Source organism: Sulfurimonas hydrogeniphila, from assembly GCF_009068765.1.
Taxonomy (GTDB): domain Bacteria; phylum Campylobacterota; class Campylobacteria; order Campylobacterales; family Sulfurimonadaceae; genus Sulfurimonas; species Sulfurimonas hydrogeniphila.
Genome location: NZ_CP035534.1, coordinates 1,569,312 through 1,588,490, shown reverse-complemented (window position 1 = coordinate 1,588,490; position 19,179 = coordinate 1,569,312). Strand labels below are relative to the sequence as shown.

General features: G+C 36.8%; 14 protein-coding genes. 10 read left to right on the top strand and 4 right to left on the bottom strand.

Going from position 1 to position 19,179, the window contains the following annotated elements; all coding sequences use genetic code 11:
* Positions 1 to 8: 8 nt before the first annotated feature.
* The 4 genes from ETP70_RS08315 (at position 9) to lgt (ending at position 4,857) form a co-directional block, all read left to right on the top strand.
* A complete protein-coding gene (locus ETP70_RS08315) occupies positions 9 to 1,295 on the top strand; it encodes a 3-deoxy-D-manno-octulosonic acid transferase (protein WP_151900754.1) in 1,287 nt (428 codons plus the stop codon).
* A 118-nt stretch (positions 1,296 to 1,413) separates the two neighbouring features.
* A complete protein-coding gene (gene hemN / locus ETP70_RS08310) occupies positions 1,414 to 2,784 on the top strand; it encodes an oxygen-independent coproporphyrinogen III oxidase (protein WP_151900753.1) in 1,371 nt (456 codons plus the stop codon).
* Positions 2,785 to 2,786: 2 nt separating this feature from the next.
* Positions 2,787 to 4,070: a (Fe-S)-binding protein gene (locus tag ETP70_RS08305; protein ID WP_151900752.1), complete on the top strand. Its 1,284-nt coding sequence runs from the start codon at positions 2,787 to 2,789 to the stop codon at positions 4,068 to 4,070.
* A gap of 1 nt (position 4,071) precedes the next feature.
* Positions 4,072 to 4,857, top strand: a complete 786-nt coding sequence (gene lgt / locus ETP70_RS08300) for a prolipoprotein diacylglyceryl transferase (protein ID WP_151900751.1) — start codon at positions 4,072 to 4,074, stop codon at positions 4,855 to 4,857.
* Between the two features lie 84 nt (positions 4,858 to 4,941).
* Here the strand turns inward: lgt and ETP70_RS08295 are convergent, their stop codons facing one another.
* Together ETP70_RS08295 and ETP70_RS08290 are read right to left on the bottom strand one after the other, a co-directional pair.
* Positions 4,942 to 5,430: a DUF2062 domain-containing protein gene (locus ETP70_RS08295; RefSeq protein WP_151900750.1), complete on the bottom strand. Its 489-nt coding sequence runs from the start codon at positions 5,428 to 5,430 to the stop codon at positions 4,942 to 4,944.
* 79 nt (positions 5,431 to 5,509) lie between these two features.
* The gene (locus ETP70_RS08290; protein WP_151900749.1) at positions 5,510 to 7,360 is read right to left on the bottom strand and encodes a GGDEF domain-containing phosphodiesterase; all 1,851 of its coding nucleotides are present in this window, start codon (positions 7,358 to 7,360) and stop codon (positions 5,510 to 5,512) included.
* 153 nt (positions 7,361 to 7,513) lie between these two features.
* Between ETP70_RS08290 and ETP70_RS08285 the strand changes: the two genes are divergently transcribed.
* Positions 7,514 to 8,788, top strand: coding sequence for a DEAD/DEAH box helicase (locus tag ETP70_RS08285; RefSeq protein WP_151900748.1), 1,275 nt, complete (start codon positions 7,514 to 7,516; stop codon positions 8,786 to 8,788).
* Here the strand turns inward: ETP70_RS08285 and ETP70_RS08280 are convergent.
* Positions 8,785 to 10,593 (bottom strand): EAL domain-containing protein, encoded by a 1,809-nt coding sequence (locus tag ETP70_RS08280; protein ID WP_188109969.1) that lies wholly within the window; start codon positions 10,591 to 10,593, stop codon positions 8,785 to 8,787. The two genes, ETP70_RS08285 and ETP70_RS08280, sit on opposite strands and share 4 nt — an antisense overlap.
* Before the next feature lie 210 nt (positions 10,594 to 10,803).
* Here ETP70_RS08280 and pepN point away from each other — a divergent pair, with 210 nt between their 5' ends.
* The 5 genes from pepN to ETP70_RS08260 all read left to right on the top strand — a co-directional run bounded on the left by pepN (position 10,804) and on the right by ETP70_RS08260 (position 18,377).
* A complete protein-coding gene (gene pepN / locus ETP70_RS08275) occupies positions 10,804 to 13,365 on the top strand; it encodes an aminopeptidase N (RefSeq protein ID WP_151900746.1) in 2,562 nt (853 codons plus the stop codon).
* Between the two features lie 169 nt (positions 13,366 to 13,534).
* Positions 13,535 to 15,004, top strand: coding sequence for an NAD(P)/FAD-dependent oxidoreductase (locus ETP70_RS08270; RefSeq protein ID WP_151900745.1), 1,470 nt, complete (start codon positions 13,535 to 13,537; stop codon positions 15,002 to 15,004).
* Between the two features lie 15 nt (positions 15,005 to 15,019).
* A complete protein-coding gene (locus ETP70_RS12425; RefSeq protein WP_188109968.1) occupies positions 15,020 to 15,196 on the top strand; it encodes a hypothetical protein in 177 nt (58 codons plus the stop codon).
* 57 nt (positions 15,197 to 15,253) lie between these two features.
* Positions 15,254 to 16,072 carry a peptide deformylase gene (locus ETP70_RS08265; RefSeq protein WP_151900744.1) on the top strand — a complete coding sequence of 273 codons (819 nt, stop codon included), beginning with the start codon at positions 15,254 to 15,256 and terminating at the stop codon, positions 16,070 to 16,072.
* A gap of 10 nt (positions 16,073 to 16,082) precedes the next feature.
* Positions 16,083 to 18,377: a hybrid sensor histidine kinase/response regulator gene (locus ETP70_RS08260; protein ID WP_151900743.1), complete on the top strand. Its 2,295-nt coding sequence runs from the start codon at positions 16,083 to 16,085 to the stop codon at positions 18,375 to 18,377.
* Here ETP70_RS08260 and ETP70_RS08255 read toward each other — a convergent pair.
* Positions 18,374 to 19,126: a response regulator transcription factor gene (locus tag ETP70_RS08255; RefSeq protein WP_151900742.1), complete on the bottom strand. Its 753-nt coding sequence runs from the start codon at positions 19,124 to 19,126 to the stop codon at positions 18,374 to 18,376. The genes ETP70_RS08260 and ETP70_RS08255 overlap by 4 nt on opposite strands.
* Positions 19,127 to 19,179: the final 53 nt, after the last annotated feature.

Below are 19,179 nucleotides of genomic sequence, written 5' to 3'. Positions count from 1 at the left end.
AAGTTGATTTGTTTTTAGAAAAAAGATTTAAAATTATTCAGATAAGTTTACTTGTTTTGGGTCTGTTTTTGGCATGGTTTTATGCACAGCACCAAATACTTACGGGTGATCAAACGCAAATGCTTTACAAGGGTTATATGGGGGCATATAATCATGTCTGGATTAACTACGGCAATGCGGCAAGTGCGGTCGGTAATGTACCGGGAAGTATGATTTCGTATGTGGTAGCACTGCCTGTGATGCTTTATGATTCTCCGATGTCACCGATGCTTTTTTTGATATTTTTGCATCTTGCTTCTTATTTTCTCTTGGACAGTGTGCTCAAAGATATATACAAAACAGATGTTCGTTTGATCTTTTTGGTGCTGTACTGGCTCAATCCCTGGTTTTTATTTGAAAACATTTTATACAATCCGTCATATCTTTTTTTCTTTTCTGCCCTGCATATTTGGACTGCCTACAAACAGCGTGAGAAAAGTTCTTTTGTTTATTCTTTTTTACATGTAACAGCTATAGGGTTGGCGTTGCAGTTTCATTATTCGTGGATTATACTTGCGCTTATTTCACTCTATCTGCTTTATAGAAACATGGTAAAAGTAAATTGGTACGGCGTGTTGTTTGGAACGCTTGTTATTGGTATCTCTTTGGTGCCTTATTTGCTGACCGTGATGCAAAACAGTGCAATAATCCATCATGCTGATGATACGGGACGGTATATAGGCTGGGGCGGTGTGCATGTCTATCCTGTCCTGAAGTCATTTCTTTACTGGTTGCGCTATGGTTCTTTTTTCTTTCCAAACAAGCTCATTGCCAGTGCACATTTTGACTGGCTGGGGGCTTCGCATTTTGTGCAGATGATTTTTGTGTATGGGTATAAAGCACTTGTTTTTTCAGTAGGTGCTTTTACAATTTACATATCTTACAAAGCAAACAGATATTTTTATACACTTATCAAAGGAAAATTATTTACAAGACATCAACCCATAGAAACAAAACAGGAATGGCTGCTTCTGTATGTGTTTGGTGCACTTGTCGGGGTGTTTGTCAGTTCTGTTTTGTCGCCGATTATTTTTAGCTACTGGCACCTTATCATTGTTTTTCCTTTTGCCATTCTTCCTGTTGTGATTTATCTTAAAGAATATGGACAAAAGTATATGACAAAAATATTAATTTTTATCGTGTTGTATTTTACTTTTATCAATATAATGGGTGCGTTAGACAGTCGAAAATACTCTATCAATACCAATTACATCCAAGATACTGAAGCGTATATCAAAAAGAGTGTCATTCAATAGGTGTTGGCTTTAAATATAAAATGAAAATTAGATTTCATTCGAAACTCACATGCTTTTATGAGTTCTTCAACACTTTTTGGAGATAATCCAATGAATTATTGACAGAGGGAAGCAACAGATGGAATTAGACTTCGCAAAATTTACAAAATACTCCAAGCCGGGACCAAGATATACCTCGTATCCTACAGCGTTGGAATTTAATGATGCCTTTGGTTATGACGAATATATAAAAAAACTGCAAACACAGGACTCTTCTCGTCCTTTGAGCCTTTATTTTCATTTACCGTTTTGTAAAAATGCCTGTTATTTTTGTGGGTGTAATGTTGTTTTTACCTCAAAAGAAGATAAAATGATTCGGTATATGGAGTATCTCAAGCGTGAACTGAAAATTCTCTCAGAGCATTTGGATTGTAAGCGAGACGTGATTCAAATGCATTTTGGCGGAGGTACGCCTACTTTTTTTTCTGCTGCACAACTAGATGAAATCATAACTGAAATCAAGTCCTATTTTCCGAATTTTGTCGCAGATGCAGAGATTTCCTGTGAAATAGACCCGCGCCATATCAATGAAGAGCAAATGCGTGTGATGAGTGAACACGGATTTAACCGTGTAAGTTTTGGTATTCAGGATTTCAATGAAAAAGTGCAAGTTGCTGTGCATCGCGTCCAGCCGTACAATATCACAAAAGATGCAATGGATCTGGCACGCAAATACAATATGGACTCAGTCAATGTTGACTTGATTTACGGGCTGCCTTTTCAAACACTTGATACATTCAAAGAGACGCTTTCGTTGGCATTGACGTTAAATCCTGACAGGTTTGCGGTATTTAACTATGCACATGTGCCATGGCTGAAAAAGACAATGCGCAAGATAGATGAAACAACACTGCCGCGTCCTGATGAAAAACTGCAGATTATGCAGTACACAATTGACTTTTTAACAAACAACGGGTATAAAATGATAGGTATGGATCATTTTGCGAAACCAGAAGATGAACTTTTTAAAGCCATAGACAAGGGTGAGTTGCATAGAAACTTTCAAGGCTATACCACCAAAGGCGGAGCAGACTTGATCGGAGTAGGACTAACTTCCATCGGAGAAGGGGTTGATTACTATGCTCAGAATTTTAAAGATATGCCTTCGTATGAAGCAGCAATTGATGCGGGCAAACTGCCGTTTGAACGGGGAGTGGCTTTGAGTGAAGATGATATGATTCGCCAGCATGTCATTATGGAACTCATGAGTAATTTCAAGCTTGATATTAAAAGATTTGAAGCTATGTTTGGGTTGGAATTTAAAAAGTATTTTGAAGATGCACTTTTGGATTTAAAACCTTTTATGGAAGAAGAATTAATAACAATGAATAATGAGTATATAGAGTGTTCCCCAACAGGCACCCTGCTCATTCGAAATATTGCCATGCCTTTTGATGCCTATATGAAGCGTCATGCCGGCAGTGACAAAACATTTTCAAAGACGGTGTAAGTATGAGTAAAAAACCAGAAGATATTTTTAATTTTAATGAGATCGCTGATGATTGTGTCAAATGCGGGAAGTGTATTCCTGTGTGTACCATTCATAATGTCAATGCGGATGAGGTGACTTCTCCACGTGGATTTATAGACCTTTTGGGAGCGTACAAACGCGGAAATCTGGAGCTTGACAAGACGGCAAAAGATATATTTGAGAGCTGTTTTTTATGTACGGCCTGTGTTGAAGTGTGCCCCAAGTCACTGCCGACAGATATGATAATAGAGCAGGTGCGCAGTGACATTGCACAAAAATTCGGTATAGCATGGTACAAAAAAGCCTTCTTTTTGCTTCTGCGTCACAGATGGCTCAATGACATTGCATTTAAGCTTGGGTATACCTTTCAGACCTGCGGATTTAAAATCAAAGATGATATTAATTCTATGACATCACGCTTCAATCTGCCGATTATAAAATCTGACAGATTGATGCCGAGTTTGACAAAAACATCTTTTTTAAATTCTCATCCTGAAAATATAAACAACGGCGGAAAGCGAAAAGTAGCTGTTTTTATAGGCTGTTTGGCAAATTACAATTACAAAAACATAGGAGATTCTCTTTTAGAAATTTTAGAAGTGCTTGAAATTGATGCATTTTTGGCAAAAAGTCAAAAATGCTGTTCTGCGCCTGCGTATTTTACGGGAGATTTTGATACAGTTGATGCAAATGCAAAGTTTAACATAGAATACTTTGAGAGTTTTGCCAAAGATGTTGAGGCTATTATCGTTCCTGAGGCTACATGCAGTGCAATGCTCAAAATAGATTATGAACACTATTTTCATGACCAGCCGGAATGGAAAGCCCGTGCCAAAGCGGTTATGGAGAAGGTTTTTATGGCTACGGAGTGGCTGCAGCACCATACCCATTTGGAACATCTTCTGGCATCCAAGAAAAAAGCAAGTCCGATAGTAACCTACCATGACCCCTGTCATGCGAAAAAGATGCAGGGCATTCACGAAGAACCGAGAAATCTGATTCGCCAAAACTATAAAATAGTGGAAATGAGTGATCCGAATTTATGCTGCGGATTTGGCGGTGTGACCATGCAGACAGAAAAGTATCATTTTGCAAAAGCTGCAGGTGTGCCAAAAGCGGCCATGATTAAAGAAACAAAGGCGGAGATTGTCAGTGCAGAGTGCAGTGCCTGTCGTATGCAGATAAACAATTCTATGCACAATGCTGGGGTTGAGACGGTTTTTAAAAATCCGATTGAACTTATAGCAGAGGCGTTAAAAGAGTAGTATGAATCATTTTGTCTGGAACGCTGACCCTATTTTAATTTCATTTGGACCCTTGCAGGTACATTGGTACGGGCTGTTGTTTGCTGCAGCGATACTTTCGGGTCTGGAGTTTATGAAATGGGTCTATCGTTTGGAAAACAAAGATGAAAGCACGATTGAACCGCTTTTTTTGTATGCGGTCGTCGGAATAGTTATAGGAGCAAGACTTGGTCATGTCCTGTTTTATGATCCGGATTATTATCTGGCACATCCTATGAAGATTTTTGCCGTATGGGAAGGCGGATTGGCCTCTCACGGTGGTGGACTGGGTGTTTTGATTGTTCTGTATTACGGATGTAAAAAGTATAAAACAGACTTTTTATGGCTGATTGACCGGCTTGTAATCCCCACGGCACTTTTTGGTTTTTTTGTCCGCATGGGAAATTTTATAAATTCCGAAATTATAGGCAAACCGAGTGACCTGCCCTGGGCTGTTGTCTTTAGCAGGGTGGATATGATTCCAAGACATCCTGTGCAACTCTATGAGGCTTTGTCGTACCTTTTTATCTTTTTTGTATTGACATTGATTTATAAAGGAAACTATAAGAAGCTGCAAAAGGGCTTTTTGTTTGGGCTTTTTCTTGTGTTGGTTTTCAGTGCAAGATTTTTAATTGAATTTGTCAAAGTTCGCCAAGCTGATTATTCATTAGGAATTGATTTGACAACCGGGCAGCTGCTTAGTATTCCCTTTTTGATTGTAGGCATTGGCCTAATGGCGTGGAGTTATAAAAAGAGTCAAAAGGTTTAAGCCTTAATATCTCTTTTGGAATCCAGACTTCAGTCTGGACTATGCGTCTTTAAAGACTAAAAGGTGAAGCAAAAACAAAGCAGTTTACCTGTCTGAATAATGTTTCTTTTTTTCCTTTTCAACAGATTGTTTCCAAAGAAAGTTTACTAAGAAGTACCCTGCAATGGAACCAAAAACAGAATAGATCGTAGTACCAAAATAAAGAGGTATGAAAATATTGTCTAAGTTGTTTGAAAACCATTCAAGTGTCATTTGTACAGGTTCCGGTTGTATGCCAAGCAAAAATGAACCGGTCAGGTACTCCATATAGTACATTGGAGGCATTGTCAAAGGATTGCTCAGCCAACACATGGCAAGAGCTACAGGTACATTGAATTTTATAAAGGGCACAAAAAGCAAAACGGCTGCCATCTGCATAGGCATAGGAATAAATGCTATAAAGAGACCTATAAGTACACCGCGTGAAATCATTTTACGGTTTGTTGCAAGATACTCTGGGGGTATTTTATATTTTTTTATTAAATCTCTGAGTTTTTTATGTTTGGAGGTTTTTTTTAAAGTTTTTCTTATCATCTCTGTACTTGTTTTATATAAATTATATTTGACCACGATTATAGCAGGAGAGAACTTATAAACAGCAGTGAAAAATGTTTTAGTGCAGGTCTGCACTCGGTTTGTCTATATAATAACCCTGTGATTTGTTTACACCCATTTTTATGAGTTTTTCATGTATCTCTTTCGTTTCAACATATTCTGCTATTGTTTTTATATTCATCTCTTTGGCAAAGGAAATAATGACGGAGGTCAAAACTTCTGAACTTTTGTTGTTTAGAATGGATTTGATAATACTGCCGTCTATTTTGATGAAATCTGCCTGCAGTTTCATAAGGTATTCAAAGTTTGAGTACCCTGTGCCAAAATCATCTATGGCAATACGGCATCCGTAGGATTTCACTTTCTTTATAAAGCGTTCAACGGTGTCAAAGTTTTTTATACTTTCACTCTCGACAATTTCAAAAATAACTCTCTTCCCTATGCCATAGTTTTGTAGCATTTGAAAAATATATTCATTCATATTGTGATCCAGAATGTCTTCAATGGTTAAATTAATGGAAAAATCATAGGTATTGTCTTTAAAAGCTTCAAAACTCTTTCTGATCACAATTTTTGTCAGTTTTTTATAAAGTTTGGCTTTTTTTGCAATTTCCAAAAAGTGCCATGGTGTAATAATATTGCCTTTCTTGTCTACAAGCCGTATCAGTGATTCGTATTTGGTAACTGTATGCGTTTTGTTATCCATAATAGGTTGAAAAAACATAACAATTCTGTTCTCAAGGATGGCATCTTTTATCTCCTGAATCCATTTTAGATTATTTTCATATTCTTCGTTGAGTGAGGCTTCATCACTGTAAAAAACGATATTTTTTGACTCTTTTTTTGCAAGTTTGAGTGCCATATTTGCAGTTGGCAGGAGAAGTTCTGTTTCTTCAAAAGAGATGCCGACGGTTATGTTTAAATAGATATCATGGTCTTCAATTGTAAGAGGATGTTTGTGTATCTCCTCTATAAGTTTTGTGAGATTATTTTTGAGTGTGTCGCGGTTTTTCTCTTTGGAGAGTAAAACAAACTCGTCTCCGCTGAGTCTGAACAGTTTGCATTCCGGATTCTTTTTAAGATTTTCCTGCAAAAATTCAGAAAATTTTATAAGAACCTTGTCTCCGAATTTTTCACCATAAAGATCATTGATCTGACTGAAAGTATCTATGTTTATCAAAAGAAGCGAGAAATTGTGTATCTCCTTTTTTGCTTCTATCAGGGCCCGTCTGTTTGGCAAACCTGTCAGAGAGTCTGTGTAAAACATTTTGGTTAACTCATCCTGGGTATATTCCATGAGTTCATTGTGTTTTTCTTTGAGTTTTTCTTTTGTGTTGATATCTGTTTTGCGAATAAAATATTTGAGTAAAAGATATATACCGCACAAAGCGGCAGTAACATTCAAAAAGAAAAAAACTTCCTGTGCAAGCGGCGGTATGGTGTGATTGTAATGTGTAATCAGGAGAGGATCTATGACTACTGACAACACCACCAGGGCTACAAATGAATAGAGCCAGTACTGAGACTTTTGCTCTTTTTCATGAATAAGCGAGGCAATAGGGGCAAAAAATGCCCAAATCATGACATAGCTTCCCTGTGCGAAGCCTCCTAAGGTCCACATGAGCAGAAATGGTAAAATAAGGACCAGTAACATTTGGACTTTCTGAATGATTAACAAATTTTTATTTCGCCTGTAACACCAAAGGTTTATAAATGAGACACAAGAGTAAAAAAGAGGGATGAGTGCCGGAATATACTGTTCAAAAGCGATATAAATAAGAGCCCAGACAAGGCTTATGGGCCCTATAATCATCGGTACTATAATAATAGATGCTTCTTTGAGTTCATCTTCACTGACCTGTTCAGTGTTAAGCAGTATATGTAAATAATGTTTATAGGCTTGAATCATTCGCTAACTTTTAATTTTTTGGTAATTATATCACAAAATTATCACAAGTATTGCTGAAACAGCTATTAAATTTTATTATCTGATTTATAAACAAAATGTGATACAAAGGGAAGAAAATATGCTAAAATTAGATATATTAATTGAGGGAAGAAAATGTCATTTGAAAAGCTGGGAGTTTTTAAGCCGTTACTGGATGCTATAAAGGATTTGGGCTATACAGAGCCTACTCTGGTGCAAACAAGGGCTATCCCCTTGGTACTGGCAAAAAAAGATGTTTTTGCAACAGCACAGACGGGAACGGGCAAGACAGCCGCTTTTGTTTTGCCGATACTGCAAAAACTGAGAAAACCTGTACAGGGCAAAGGAGTCCGTGCTGTTATACTTTCTCCTACACGGGAGTTGAGTATACAGATACATGATGATATTACGGCTTTATCAAAATATATGGAGATTCGGACAACGATTCTGGTTGGCGGCAAAGATTTGCAAAAGCAGCGTGAAGCCTTGAAAAAGGGAACGGAGATTGTTATTGCAACGCCCGGACGTCTTTTGGAACATATAGAAAACGGTCTGAGCCTCAAAGATGTGGAAATCTTTGTGCTTGATGAAGCGGACAGAATGTTAGATATGGGTTTTACCAAAGATATTCGAAAAATTCATCCGCTTATGCCAAAGAGACATCAGACACTTCTTTTTTCGGCAACATTCAGTGACAAGGTACGCAGGCTCTCCAAACTGATTTTGACCAAACCGGCATTTATAGAAACAGCGAAGAAAAATACAACGGTAGATACAATCAATCAGGTGGCCTATCTTGTGGATACTGCAAGAAAAGCCGAGCTTTTGGCGTATCTCATCGGTTCAAGAAACTTTCCTCAGGTTTTGGTTTTTACAAGAACAAAAGCAAGTGCCGACAGACTTTTTGAGGAACTGCAAAAAGACGGACTAAAATGTGGGATTCTTCACGGAGACAGAACAAAAGCAAACCGCTTAAAAACACTCAAGCAGTTTAAAGAGGGTAAAACAAGAGTATTGGTGGCAACCGACATTGCTTCACGTGGTTTGGACATAGAAGAGTTGCCTTATGTCATTAACTACGAACTGCCTTCAATTCCTGAAGATTATGTTCACAGAGTCGGTCGTACGGGGCGTGCAGGACGTGAAGGTGAGGCAATTTCTCTCATTGATATTTATGAAAAATATGACATAAAAGATATAGAAAAGCTTATAGGACAAAAAATTCCTCAAGAAGTGGTAGAAGGTTTTGAACCGGACCCGACGATACGAAGAAAAGATGTGGATGAAGTCAAACTCAAAGCAGAGCATAAAAAGCCTGAAAGTAAAAGAATTCGTCACTACAGTAAAAATACCACAGGCATACAGACGAAACGAAATCCGAAAAAGCGTAAGACAACCAAGAGAGACTAGTCTAAAATATCGGGCAGAGGCTTTCCTATATGATAGCCCTGGAGCATATCAATCCCAAGTTCTATAGCCTTGTTTTGTATCGTCTCGTCTTCTATATACTCAGCAATGGTTATAAGGTCAAGCTCTTTTGCCAAATTGATAATATTTTTAAAGAGTTTTTCATAATGTATGTCTGATGCAATATATTTGACTATGGAACCGTCAATTTTAAGATAATTGAGATTCAGTTTAATGACATTTGAAAGATTGGAATATCCGCTTCCAAAATCATCCATGGCAATTGTGATCCGGGCATCTTTTGCTTTTTGTATAAATTTACAGAGTGCATCAAAATTGTCAAACTCCTCACTTTCTAAAATTTCCAAGGTTAACTGCCGGGCAATATTTTCTTGGACCGCCTGCGTAAAAATGGCTTCGCAGAATTCTGAATTTTGAATATCCAAAGCGGAAATATTAAAAGAAAAGCTTAAAGAAGGGTTCTTTTTGGCTATTTGAATAACCTGTGTAAACATTTGCAGAGAGAGTTTATGATAAAGAGGTGTCTTTTTGGCTACATCCAAAAAATACCATGGAGCAACAATCTCTCCGTTTTGTCTCTCTAGGCGCATAAGTGTCTCATATTTGATGATTTTGTGCTGTTTGACATCATATATGGGTTGCAGATAGCTGTAGACCTTGTTATATTGCAGGGCATAATCTATATCATCCAAAATACGTTTGTTTTTTTTGTTGTGATTCATATTTTCATGATACAGGGCTAAGAGCATATTGTGTTTTTTTGCAAACTTCAAGGCTATTTCGGCATGAATAAATGGATTGGAACTTTCAACAACTTCTCCTATGCCGGCTTTCATACTGAGTGTAGTTTTATATCCCTCACAGGTAAATTTTTGGTGATGCAAAGCAGAGAGTATATCTTCTGTTTTTTGCATAAATGTTTTTACCGGCATTGTCTGTGTGTTGACTATGCAAAACAAGTCTGCATGGAGTTTATACAGTTTCAGGTCCAAAGAGATATTTTTTTGCAGCAGTTTTGCAACATATTTCAGATATTCATTTCCGTAGGCATAACCGTAAATATCATTCAGCATACCAAAATGTTCAATATCCAAAATGGCAATAAAAAAGGGAATGTCATTGTGTTTTTTAGCTAAGTCATAAACAAGTTTTTTGGCATTTTCAAGCTGCGTAAGTGCATCAACATTGTAAGCCTTTTCAATTTCGTCTGTTTTTTGTGTCACAATACTGTTTAAACGTTTGACAACGATGAAGTTGAAAAACATATAAAACAGAATGATAAAAAATACAGGGACAATCAAATACAGAATTTTACTTAAAAGTATATGTTTGAGTGTGATGATGTCCTCAATATTGTAATCGGCACCGACAACATATTTTTTACCGTTTTTTGTCTGTTTAAGGATGTAGACACTGTAAAAGTCTCCCCATTTGTCTTTTGAATGATTAAAAAGAGGTTGGTTGAAGTTTGCAGTGTTAAAAAGCTCTTGCAGTTGTGGGTCTGTATATGTATCAAAAGAGTAGATGTCACTGCTGTTTTGTTCCAAATCTTTTTCTTTGGCACTTGAACTTGAAAATCTGATGATATTGTTTTTATCCCGGACGAAGGAGTATACATATGCAAGATGGGTATTACGGATAAACTGAGTAAGATTTTTAATATTTTCAAAATCTTGTGCATACGAAGGTTTCTTTGCAAGCAAATTATCATCATGGTAGGTACTTTTAAGAATCAAAGGGACACTGTTTGCACCATGGAGCAGTTCTTGTTTAATATTTGCATGCAAGGCTTTTTCGGCCGTACTGTAAGAATATAATCCGTAAAGAAAGAAAAAGAGTGTGTATATGAGGATAAAAACAAGTAAGTTTTTGAAATTTATTAATTTTGAATTGAACATGTGGAATTATATTGTATAAAACTTTCTTATACTTTAAAATTAATGAATTTTCATGGAAAATTTAAGTAAAATATCAGTATTAAAAATGAAAGAGTAATAATGAATACAGAAGTAAAAGCAAAATATCTAAAAGATTATAAAAAGCCCGCCTATGCAATTGAAAGTGTTGATTTGTTGTTTGAATTATTTGAAAAAGAGACACTTGTGACAAATACTATGCAGATAAAAAAAATAGATGCAAGTGTGAATGATTTAACTCTTGATGCTGTGAATCTGGAACTTTTAGAGCTTTCTTTAAACGCCTTAAAGTTGCAGGAGAGCCGTTATATTATCGAAGAGGAACACCTGACTGTTCTCAATGTTCCTGATGCGTTTGAGCTAAAAATAAAAAACAAAATATATCCGCAAGACAATACAGAACTTGAAGGGCTGTATAAATCAGGCGATATTTTTTGTACCCAGAATGAGCCTGAGGGATTTAGAAGTATTACACCTTTCCTTGACCGTCCGGATATCATGAGTCTGTTTACAACGACGATTTTTGCAGACAAAAAGAAGTATCCTGTTTTACTCAGTAACGGCAATAAAATTAAATGTCATGATAATTTCAATGAACGCCATGGGGTAACCTGGCAGGATCCGCATCCAAAACCTTCGTATCTTTTTGCGCTTGTGGCAGGGCATCTTGGCAGTATAAGTGATGAATTTACAACAATACAAGGCAATAAAGTCGCATTGAATATTTACTGCGATTTGGGAAATGAGCAGAAGTGTCATCATGCCATGCACTCGCTTAAAGCCTCTATGAAATGGGATGAAGAGAAATACGGGCGTGCCTATGATTTGGATATATACAATATTGTAGCGGTTGACAGTTTTAACATGGGTGCAATGGAGAACAAAGGACTCAATATTTTTAACTCCGCCTATGTATTGGCAGATACCGATACAGCCACTGATGCCAATTTTATGGGAATAGAGTCTGTGATAGCGCATGAGTACTTTCACAACTGGACAGGAAACCGCATTACATGTAGAGACTGGTTTCAACTCACACTCAAAGAAGGACTGACAGTTTTTCGCGACCAGTGCTTTTCAGCAGATATGAATTCAGTACAGGTGCAACGCATTGAAGATGTAAAAGCACTCAGAGAAAGACAGTTTGTCGAAGATGCTTCCCCGACACGCCATCCTATTCAGCCGGAGTCTTATATATCTATGAACAATTTTTATACAGCTACGGTCTATGAAAAGGGTGCAGAAGTGATACGCATGGTTTATACACTTTTGGGTGAGAAAAACTACAGACAGGCAATGGATTTGTATTTTGAAACCTTTGACGGACAGGCGGTTACCACTGATGACTTTTTATGGGCGATGTATCAATGCGGTGATTTTGATTTGGCACTTTTTAAAAGATGGTACAAACAAAGCGGTACACCGCGTTTACATGTAAAGGAGTCGTTTGAAAACGGGACATATAGCATAGTATTAACACAAAAAGTTCCAGATGATGTTGATGGAAAAAAACAAAAGCCTTATTATTACCCTTTAAAGATGGGGCTTTTAGACAGAGATGGCAATGAGATTTTGGCAGAAACTTTGATAATATCGAAAGAAAGTGAAACTTTTGTATTTGATAATTTAAAAGAAAAACCGGTACTTTCGATAAACAGGGATTTTTCTGCACCGATAATTGTAGAACAGGAAGAAAACAACTATGCCTTTTTAATGAAGTATGATACAAACAGTTTTACGCAGTATGAGGCAACACAGAATTTTGCACTCCGGACAATCAATGAAATTATAGAGTCGAATGCAATCAATAATGATTTTGTAGATGCCTATGGACATTTGCTTGATTTGGATGTCGACTTGTCTTACAAAGCACTGCTTTTGGAACTGCCGTCTGTTTCGGCAATTATGCAACTGCAAAAAGAGATAGATTTTGACGTGATATATGATGCACAGGATCAACTGTTGTTGCATATAGCGCAAAAATACAAAGAGAAGTTGTTAGATATTTATAAACAAAATCATCTGCCTGCATCAGGAAGTTTAGAAGCAAAACATATTGCAAAACGAGCTATAAAAAACAGAGCATTGAAAATTCTCTCTATTTTGAAAAATAGTGAGGTCGCAGAGTTGGCACAAAAGCAGTATGAAGAATCACTTACGATGACTGACCGTATTGTTGCTTTGGATGTTTTGGAAAACTTACATGTATCGTATGCTGAAGTTGCACTGCAGGATTTTTATAACAGATATAAAGATGAAACACTCGTCATGAACAAATATTTTGCAATTTTGGCATCTTCGAGCCGTTATGATGTGCTCGAACGTGTTGAAAAATTACAAAGAGATAAAGTATATGATGAAAAAGTACCTAATCTTGTCCGCTCTTTAGTCGGTTCTTTCGCGCGAAACCATAAACATTTTCATGCCAAAGACGGAAGCGGGTATAAATTCCTGGCTGACAAAATCATAGAAATAGATAAAATCAATCCGCAAATAGCTTCAGGGCTCTGCGGTGCTTTTAAAGTCTGTGATAAAATGAACAAACATAATCAAGAACTGATAAAAAAAGAACTCTCGCGTGTAATTTCTACACAGGGGCTTTCAAAAAACAGTTTTGAAATTATTGATAAAATATTAAAATAAACTTAATTTATGGAGTTACTGTTTTTACAAATGCCCTGTTTTAGGCATTTTCAGGCTGTTGTGTCTTTTGCTTTTAAAATTTATCTAAAAAAGAAAGAAAATCATGTGATAACATTGTGATATTATTTTGATAAAGTTACCAAGAACTTAAATTATAGAGGAAAATTATATGGCAAGATTAGTTGTATTAGGTGGTGGTGTTGCTGGTCATACAACAGCTACATTCGCTGCAAAATGGTTAGGCTCAGATCATGAAGTTGTTGTTGTCACTCCAAATGCCAAGTGGAACTGGATTCCGTCAAACATCTGGGTGGGTGTCGGCCAAATGAAAAAAGAGGATGTGACATTTGATTTAGCGCCTGTTTATGCAAAAGCCGGTATTGATTATCGTCAGGCAAAAGCGCTCTCTTTAAATCCGGAAGGTTCGCAGTCAAGTGATAAACCTTTTGTGACTATTGAGTATACAAGTGCTGACAAAGCAGGACAGACTGAAAATATAGAGTATGATTATATTGTCAATGCGACAGGACCAAAGCTGAATTTCGGAGCTACTCCGGGTTTAGGCGAAGGTAGTCAATTGGGTGAGCATACTGTTTCTGTCTGTACAGCTGACCATGCAGTCCATGCTTCAGAAAAATTAAATGAAGCCATTGAAAAAATGAAAGGCGGTACCCGTCAAAAATTCCTAATAGGAACAGGACACGGAATGTGTACATGTCAGGGGGCTGCATTTGAGTATATTTTCAATATTGAGCATGAATTAAGAAAAGCCGGTGTGCGTGACATGGCGGATATGAAATGGATTTCCAATGAATCTTTTTTAGGTGACTTCGGTATGGGCGGACTGCATATGAAAGTTGGCGGCTATGTTGTTTCTTCCAAACTGTTTGCAGAATCCCTTTTTGCCGAAAGAAATGTTGACTGGCTTATCGGTGCACATACAAGTAAAGTAGAAGCCGGAAAAGTTGAGTATGAACTGCTTGACGGTTCAACTGGTGAAGAAGAGTTTGATTTTGCAATGCTTATTCCTCCTTTTGCGGGTGTTGGTTTAAAAGCCTACAACAAAGCCGGTGAAGATATTACTGATACGGTATTTGCTCCAAACGGCTTCATGAAAGTGGATGCGGACTATACGCCAAAGCCATACGAAGAGTGGAAAGCAAGTGACTGGCCAAGAACATACCAAAATCCTACTTATAAAAATATGTTTGCTGCAGGTATTGCTTTTGCTCCGCCACATCTTATCTCTAAACCGATGAAATCACCAAACGGAACACCGATTAATCCGACGCCTCCAAGAACGGGTATGCCTTCTGGTATTATCGGAAAAGCGGTTGCACACTCTGTTTGTGATATGATTACAAAAGGCGAAAATGCCCACCTGCATGAAGCGTCAATGGCTGAAATGGGTGCTGCCTGTGTTGCAAGTGCCGGAAAAGGTTTGTTTGACGGAACTGCGGCTGCTATGACAGTCTATCCTGTTGTTCCTGATTTTGAAAAATATCCGGGAACAGGGCGTGATACAGACTATACATTTGGTGAAATAGGTCTTGCTGGGCACTGGATTAAACATATTTTACACTATCTGTTTATCTATAAAGCAAAACTAAATCCAGGTTGGACATTAATTCCAGAATAAAAAAGAGGAGATATTATGAGCGAAGTAAAACATGTTGAAGAAGAGGTAAATTTTCAAAAGAATGATCAGTTTACATTAACAATGATACCGGGGGCATTTGCTAGAAAAATGCGTACGTGTGTAATCTGGCAGTTTATCAGATTTATAATAATCAATATAAAAATGATTATAGTTGTAGGTAAAAGTCATTAACAAGAAGAGTCTTGAAATTTTATTCAAGACTCTTTCGTGTATAAGGTATAAAAAATAATGGTAAGAGAGATTATAACGCATCCTACGCCCCTGAGTATAGAATACGCTGTAGACATAAGAAAATTTGATGATGAATTGTTTGCCTTGATAGAAGATCTCAAAGATACTATCAATGAAAATAATTTGGATGCTTTGAGTGCTTATCAGATAGGGAGTTACTATAACCTGATTATTGTAAAAGATGATGAAGGGAAGCTGATAGAGATGATAAACCCCCGGTTGATAAACCATAAGGGTACTGTCACGGCTACAGAATCAACACTGTACTATCCTGGAAAAACAGCACAGATACAACGGTTTGAAACTATCAGCGTTGTTTATCAAGACAGAAACGGAAATGATAAGTCACTGCAGGCAAGTGGAGATTTTTCTGTAAGAATTCAGCGAAAAATAGACTATACCTTTGGCGCTACTTTTGTGCAAAAAATGTCCAAAGAAGAAAAAGAGAAGTTTGAAAAAAATTTAGAAAATGGTATAAATACTACAAATGCCGATTACTGTCCTACGGTCTTTTTCAGAGACAAAATTTTGAAACTCATACATGTCGTTATGTTTTTTATGCTTCTTCCGCTTGTAGCATCTTTCTTTATTGATAAGGAGCAGACGTTACAGACTTTATGGACATATCAACTTTATACGATATACGGAGTCCTTGGGTTAAACATAGTTTACTTTTTTTATGCTCAGTATGAAGGAAAACTTTATGTCGCATGCAGTAGTTGCCAATTGGGCAATATTGTCGGAACAACTGCAATATCTTTGGTGAAACTGTTTGTCATTACAGTTGCGTCATACTTTTTGTTACATGTAGGATAATGGTATAACAATGAAAGAAGGCAGCATCCATTTAAGAGCAGTAAAAGGCGTATTTGTATCTTCAAAGTCAGATATATTACAGCAATGGATATCGTATGCTTCTGTAAAAGAGATCCTTCATTTACATAAGATAGATGAAAAAGAATTTATAGAAAAATATGCCAGCGGTGTATTTGACTACTTTATGGGTGTAATCGCGGGTGAGAGAGATATCGGTGACTGTCCTGTTATGCAGGAGTTTTTGGCCTATTTGAAACATCGTGAAATCAGTGCTGACGAGTTGTTTGAGATATGCAGTAATTTTCGTCGTTCTATGGTAGAGTTCACTTATGATGCGAAGATAAATTCAAAAGAGATCTTTGAAGAAATTTCGTATATTTTTGATAAAAATTTTAAAGGTATTTTAAAGTATTATACAGACAGTATTTTTCAAAAGCTTATTGACGCAAGACAGGAAGCACTGCGTGCTTCTCAGGCAAAAGAGTACTTTCTTTCCAATATGTCTCATGAAATTCGCACGCCTTTAAATGCTATTTTAGGCTTTGTAAACCTTTTGATGGATGAAGATATAAGCAATAAACATAGAAATTATTTAGATATTATATTAAGCAGCGGCGAAAACTTACTGAGTATTATCAATGATATTTTGGACTTTTCAAAACTGAGAAGCGGTGAGTTTACGATTGAACCAAAGATTTTTTCTCTGCATGAAGAGCTAAGCCATACGATGGAGCTTTTTGTAGCCAGTGCAAATTCAAAAAATATTACCATTACTTCATTTATAGATCCTCGTATTCCAAAAGAGTTGTTTGGCGATGTCCTTCGAATTCAACAGATAGTCTCAAATTTTTTAAGTAATGCCATAAAATTTACACCCGACGGCGGTGTGATAAAGGTTGAAGCAAGCTGTCATGACAACCAACTGAAAATCAGTGTAACAGACAACGGAGTCGGCATAAACGAAAAAGATATGGAAAGTATATTTGTAGCATTTACACAGGCACAGTTTAGCCAAAACAACAACAAAGAGGGAACGGGCCTGGGTCTGTGTATATCACACCAGCTTGCAGAGTTAATGAATGGAAGTGTTCATGTAGAATCACAGGTGGGAGAGGGCAGTACCTTTTGGCTGGATATTCCTGTTGCAGTGCAAAATGATGAGTGTCAGGTATTTAAAGATATCAGTGATTTTCAGAAACTAAAAATGGTACTTTATGCAAAAGACAAAGTTTTGGATTTCCGACATGAATCCTTTTTGAAGTATGCTGAAATTTTTGCGATGAACATCAGTGTTGTAGAGACGCTGGACTGCGAGTTTGACATATGTATATTTGTACATGAGACATGTGACATAAACATACAAAAAGAGATTATCTACTCTGGGAAAAAATATATAGCACTTATGAGCAAAGAGTATGATACATATGAACACTATGCGCACATCAAAGCGATGAGTTTTCCTCTGTATTGTTCAAAAATTCATAAACATTTCAATGAGCTGCTCAACCCTGAATTATCATTAATTCATAATAAAAAAATATCCAATAGATTTAAGGGACATATCCTGGTTGCTGAGGACAATGAGGCAAACCAGGAATTAATGAAGATTGTCCTCAACAGATATGGCTTGACATTTGATTTGGCTCACAATGGAAAAGAAGCGGTTGCACTGTATCAAAAAAACAAATATGATTTGATTCTTATGGATGAACAGATGCCTGTTATGAACGGAACAGATGCCGTCATTAAAATTATCGAATACGAGGAAAAAAACGGTTTAAGTCATACGCCAATCTCTGCCCTGACGGCCAATGTGTTAAAGGGGAGTAAAGAGAGAGATTTACTGAACGGATTTGACACATTTTTAGGGAAGCCTCTGGTTTTAAAAGAGTTGGAACGTGTTTTTATGGCATATCTGAAACTGGATTCCTACAGTGTTATACAGGAAGATAAAACAGATGTATCTTCCGCTGACAACCAAAAGATTACAGGGTTGGATGCGAAGAAACTGATGAAAGAGTTGATGTTGAATGAAGATGAACTTATTATGCTTTTGACACTTTTTATCAAAAAAATGAAAACGACCCTGAGTGACTTGGCAAAAGCGGTTGCTGCAAGAGATTATAAAAAAACAGCACTTCTGGCTCATAGTATTAAAGGGTCAAGTGGAAATTTCAGAATTGAAATTTTACAAAAAAATGCAACTGAAATGGAAAGAATGGCAAAACTTGAAAATGCAGACTATAATTATGAGCAAACCCTGAAAGAAATAGAAGAAAAAATTGCATCCATTAAAATAAATTAATCTTCTATATAATAGCCAATTCCTGAGGCATTTTTTATAATGTCTGTTTCAAGTTTATTCCGCAGTCTCCAAACCAGTGTTCTGACGCTGTTTTCTGTAGCACCGTGCTCGTCCCAGACATAGTTCATTGCCTGCTCAAATGATACAACCAAACCAAGTTGGGCAACAAGAAGGCGTAAAAAAGCATTTTCTTTTTTTGTAAGCTTGATTTTTTTCCCTTTGTAAAAGGTTTCGCATATACTGATGTCAAGATGGTAATCACCACCCCCGAACGGAACAATTGGTTTGTCTTGTGAACGCTTGGAATAGAGTAATTTTTCAAGATTCAGTTTATCTACTTTGAGTGAATTGATATTCTCTTTTCTCTCATTTTCCTGTTGGTATTTGAACAAAGCCATTTGAATAGTTGCATGCAGAGATCCGGGGTCAAAAGGTTTTACAATATATCCATAAGGTTCAGTAAGTTTTGCCTGGGCAATAATGTCATCATCACTGTACGAAGTGAGATAAATAAAAGGAATATCATATTTTTCTTTTATAGTTTTTGCAAGTTCGATTCCGTCATTGCTTTCTTGTAAAGAGATATCAATAATAATGACATCCGGATTGTGTGTAGCTATTTTACTTTTTGCCATAGGAGCATTATCACACATCGCCACCACACTGTATCCGTGCTTTTGTAAAGACATATTTAAGTTAAGTGATGTGATTTCATCATCTTCGACTATTATTACTTTTTGTTTTTCCATGTTCTTTTCCTATATTAAAAAAAAGTGACCAATTTGTGATAAATTAAGTCTTT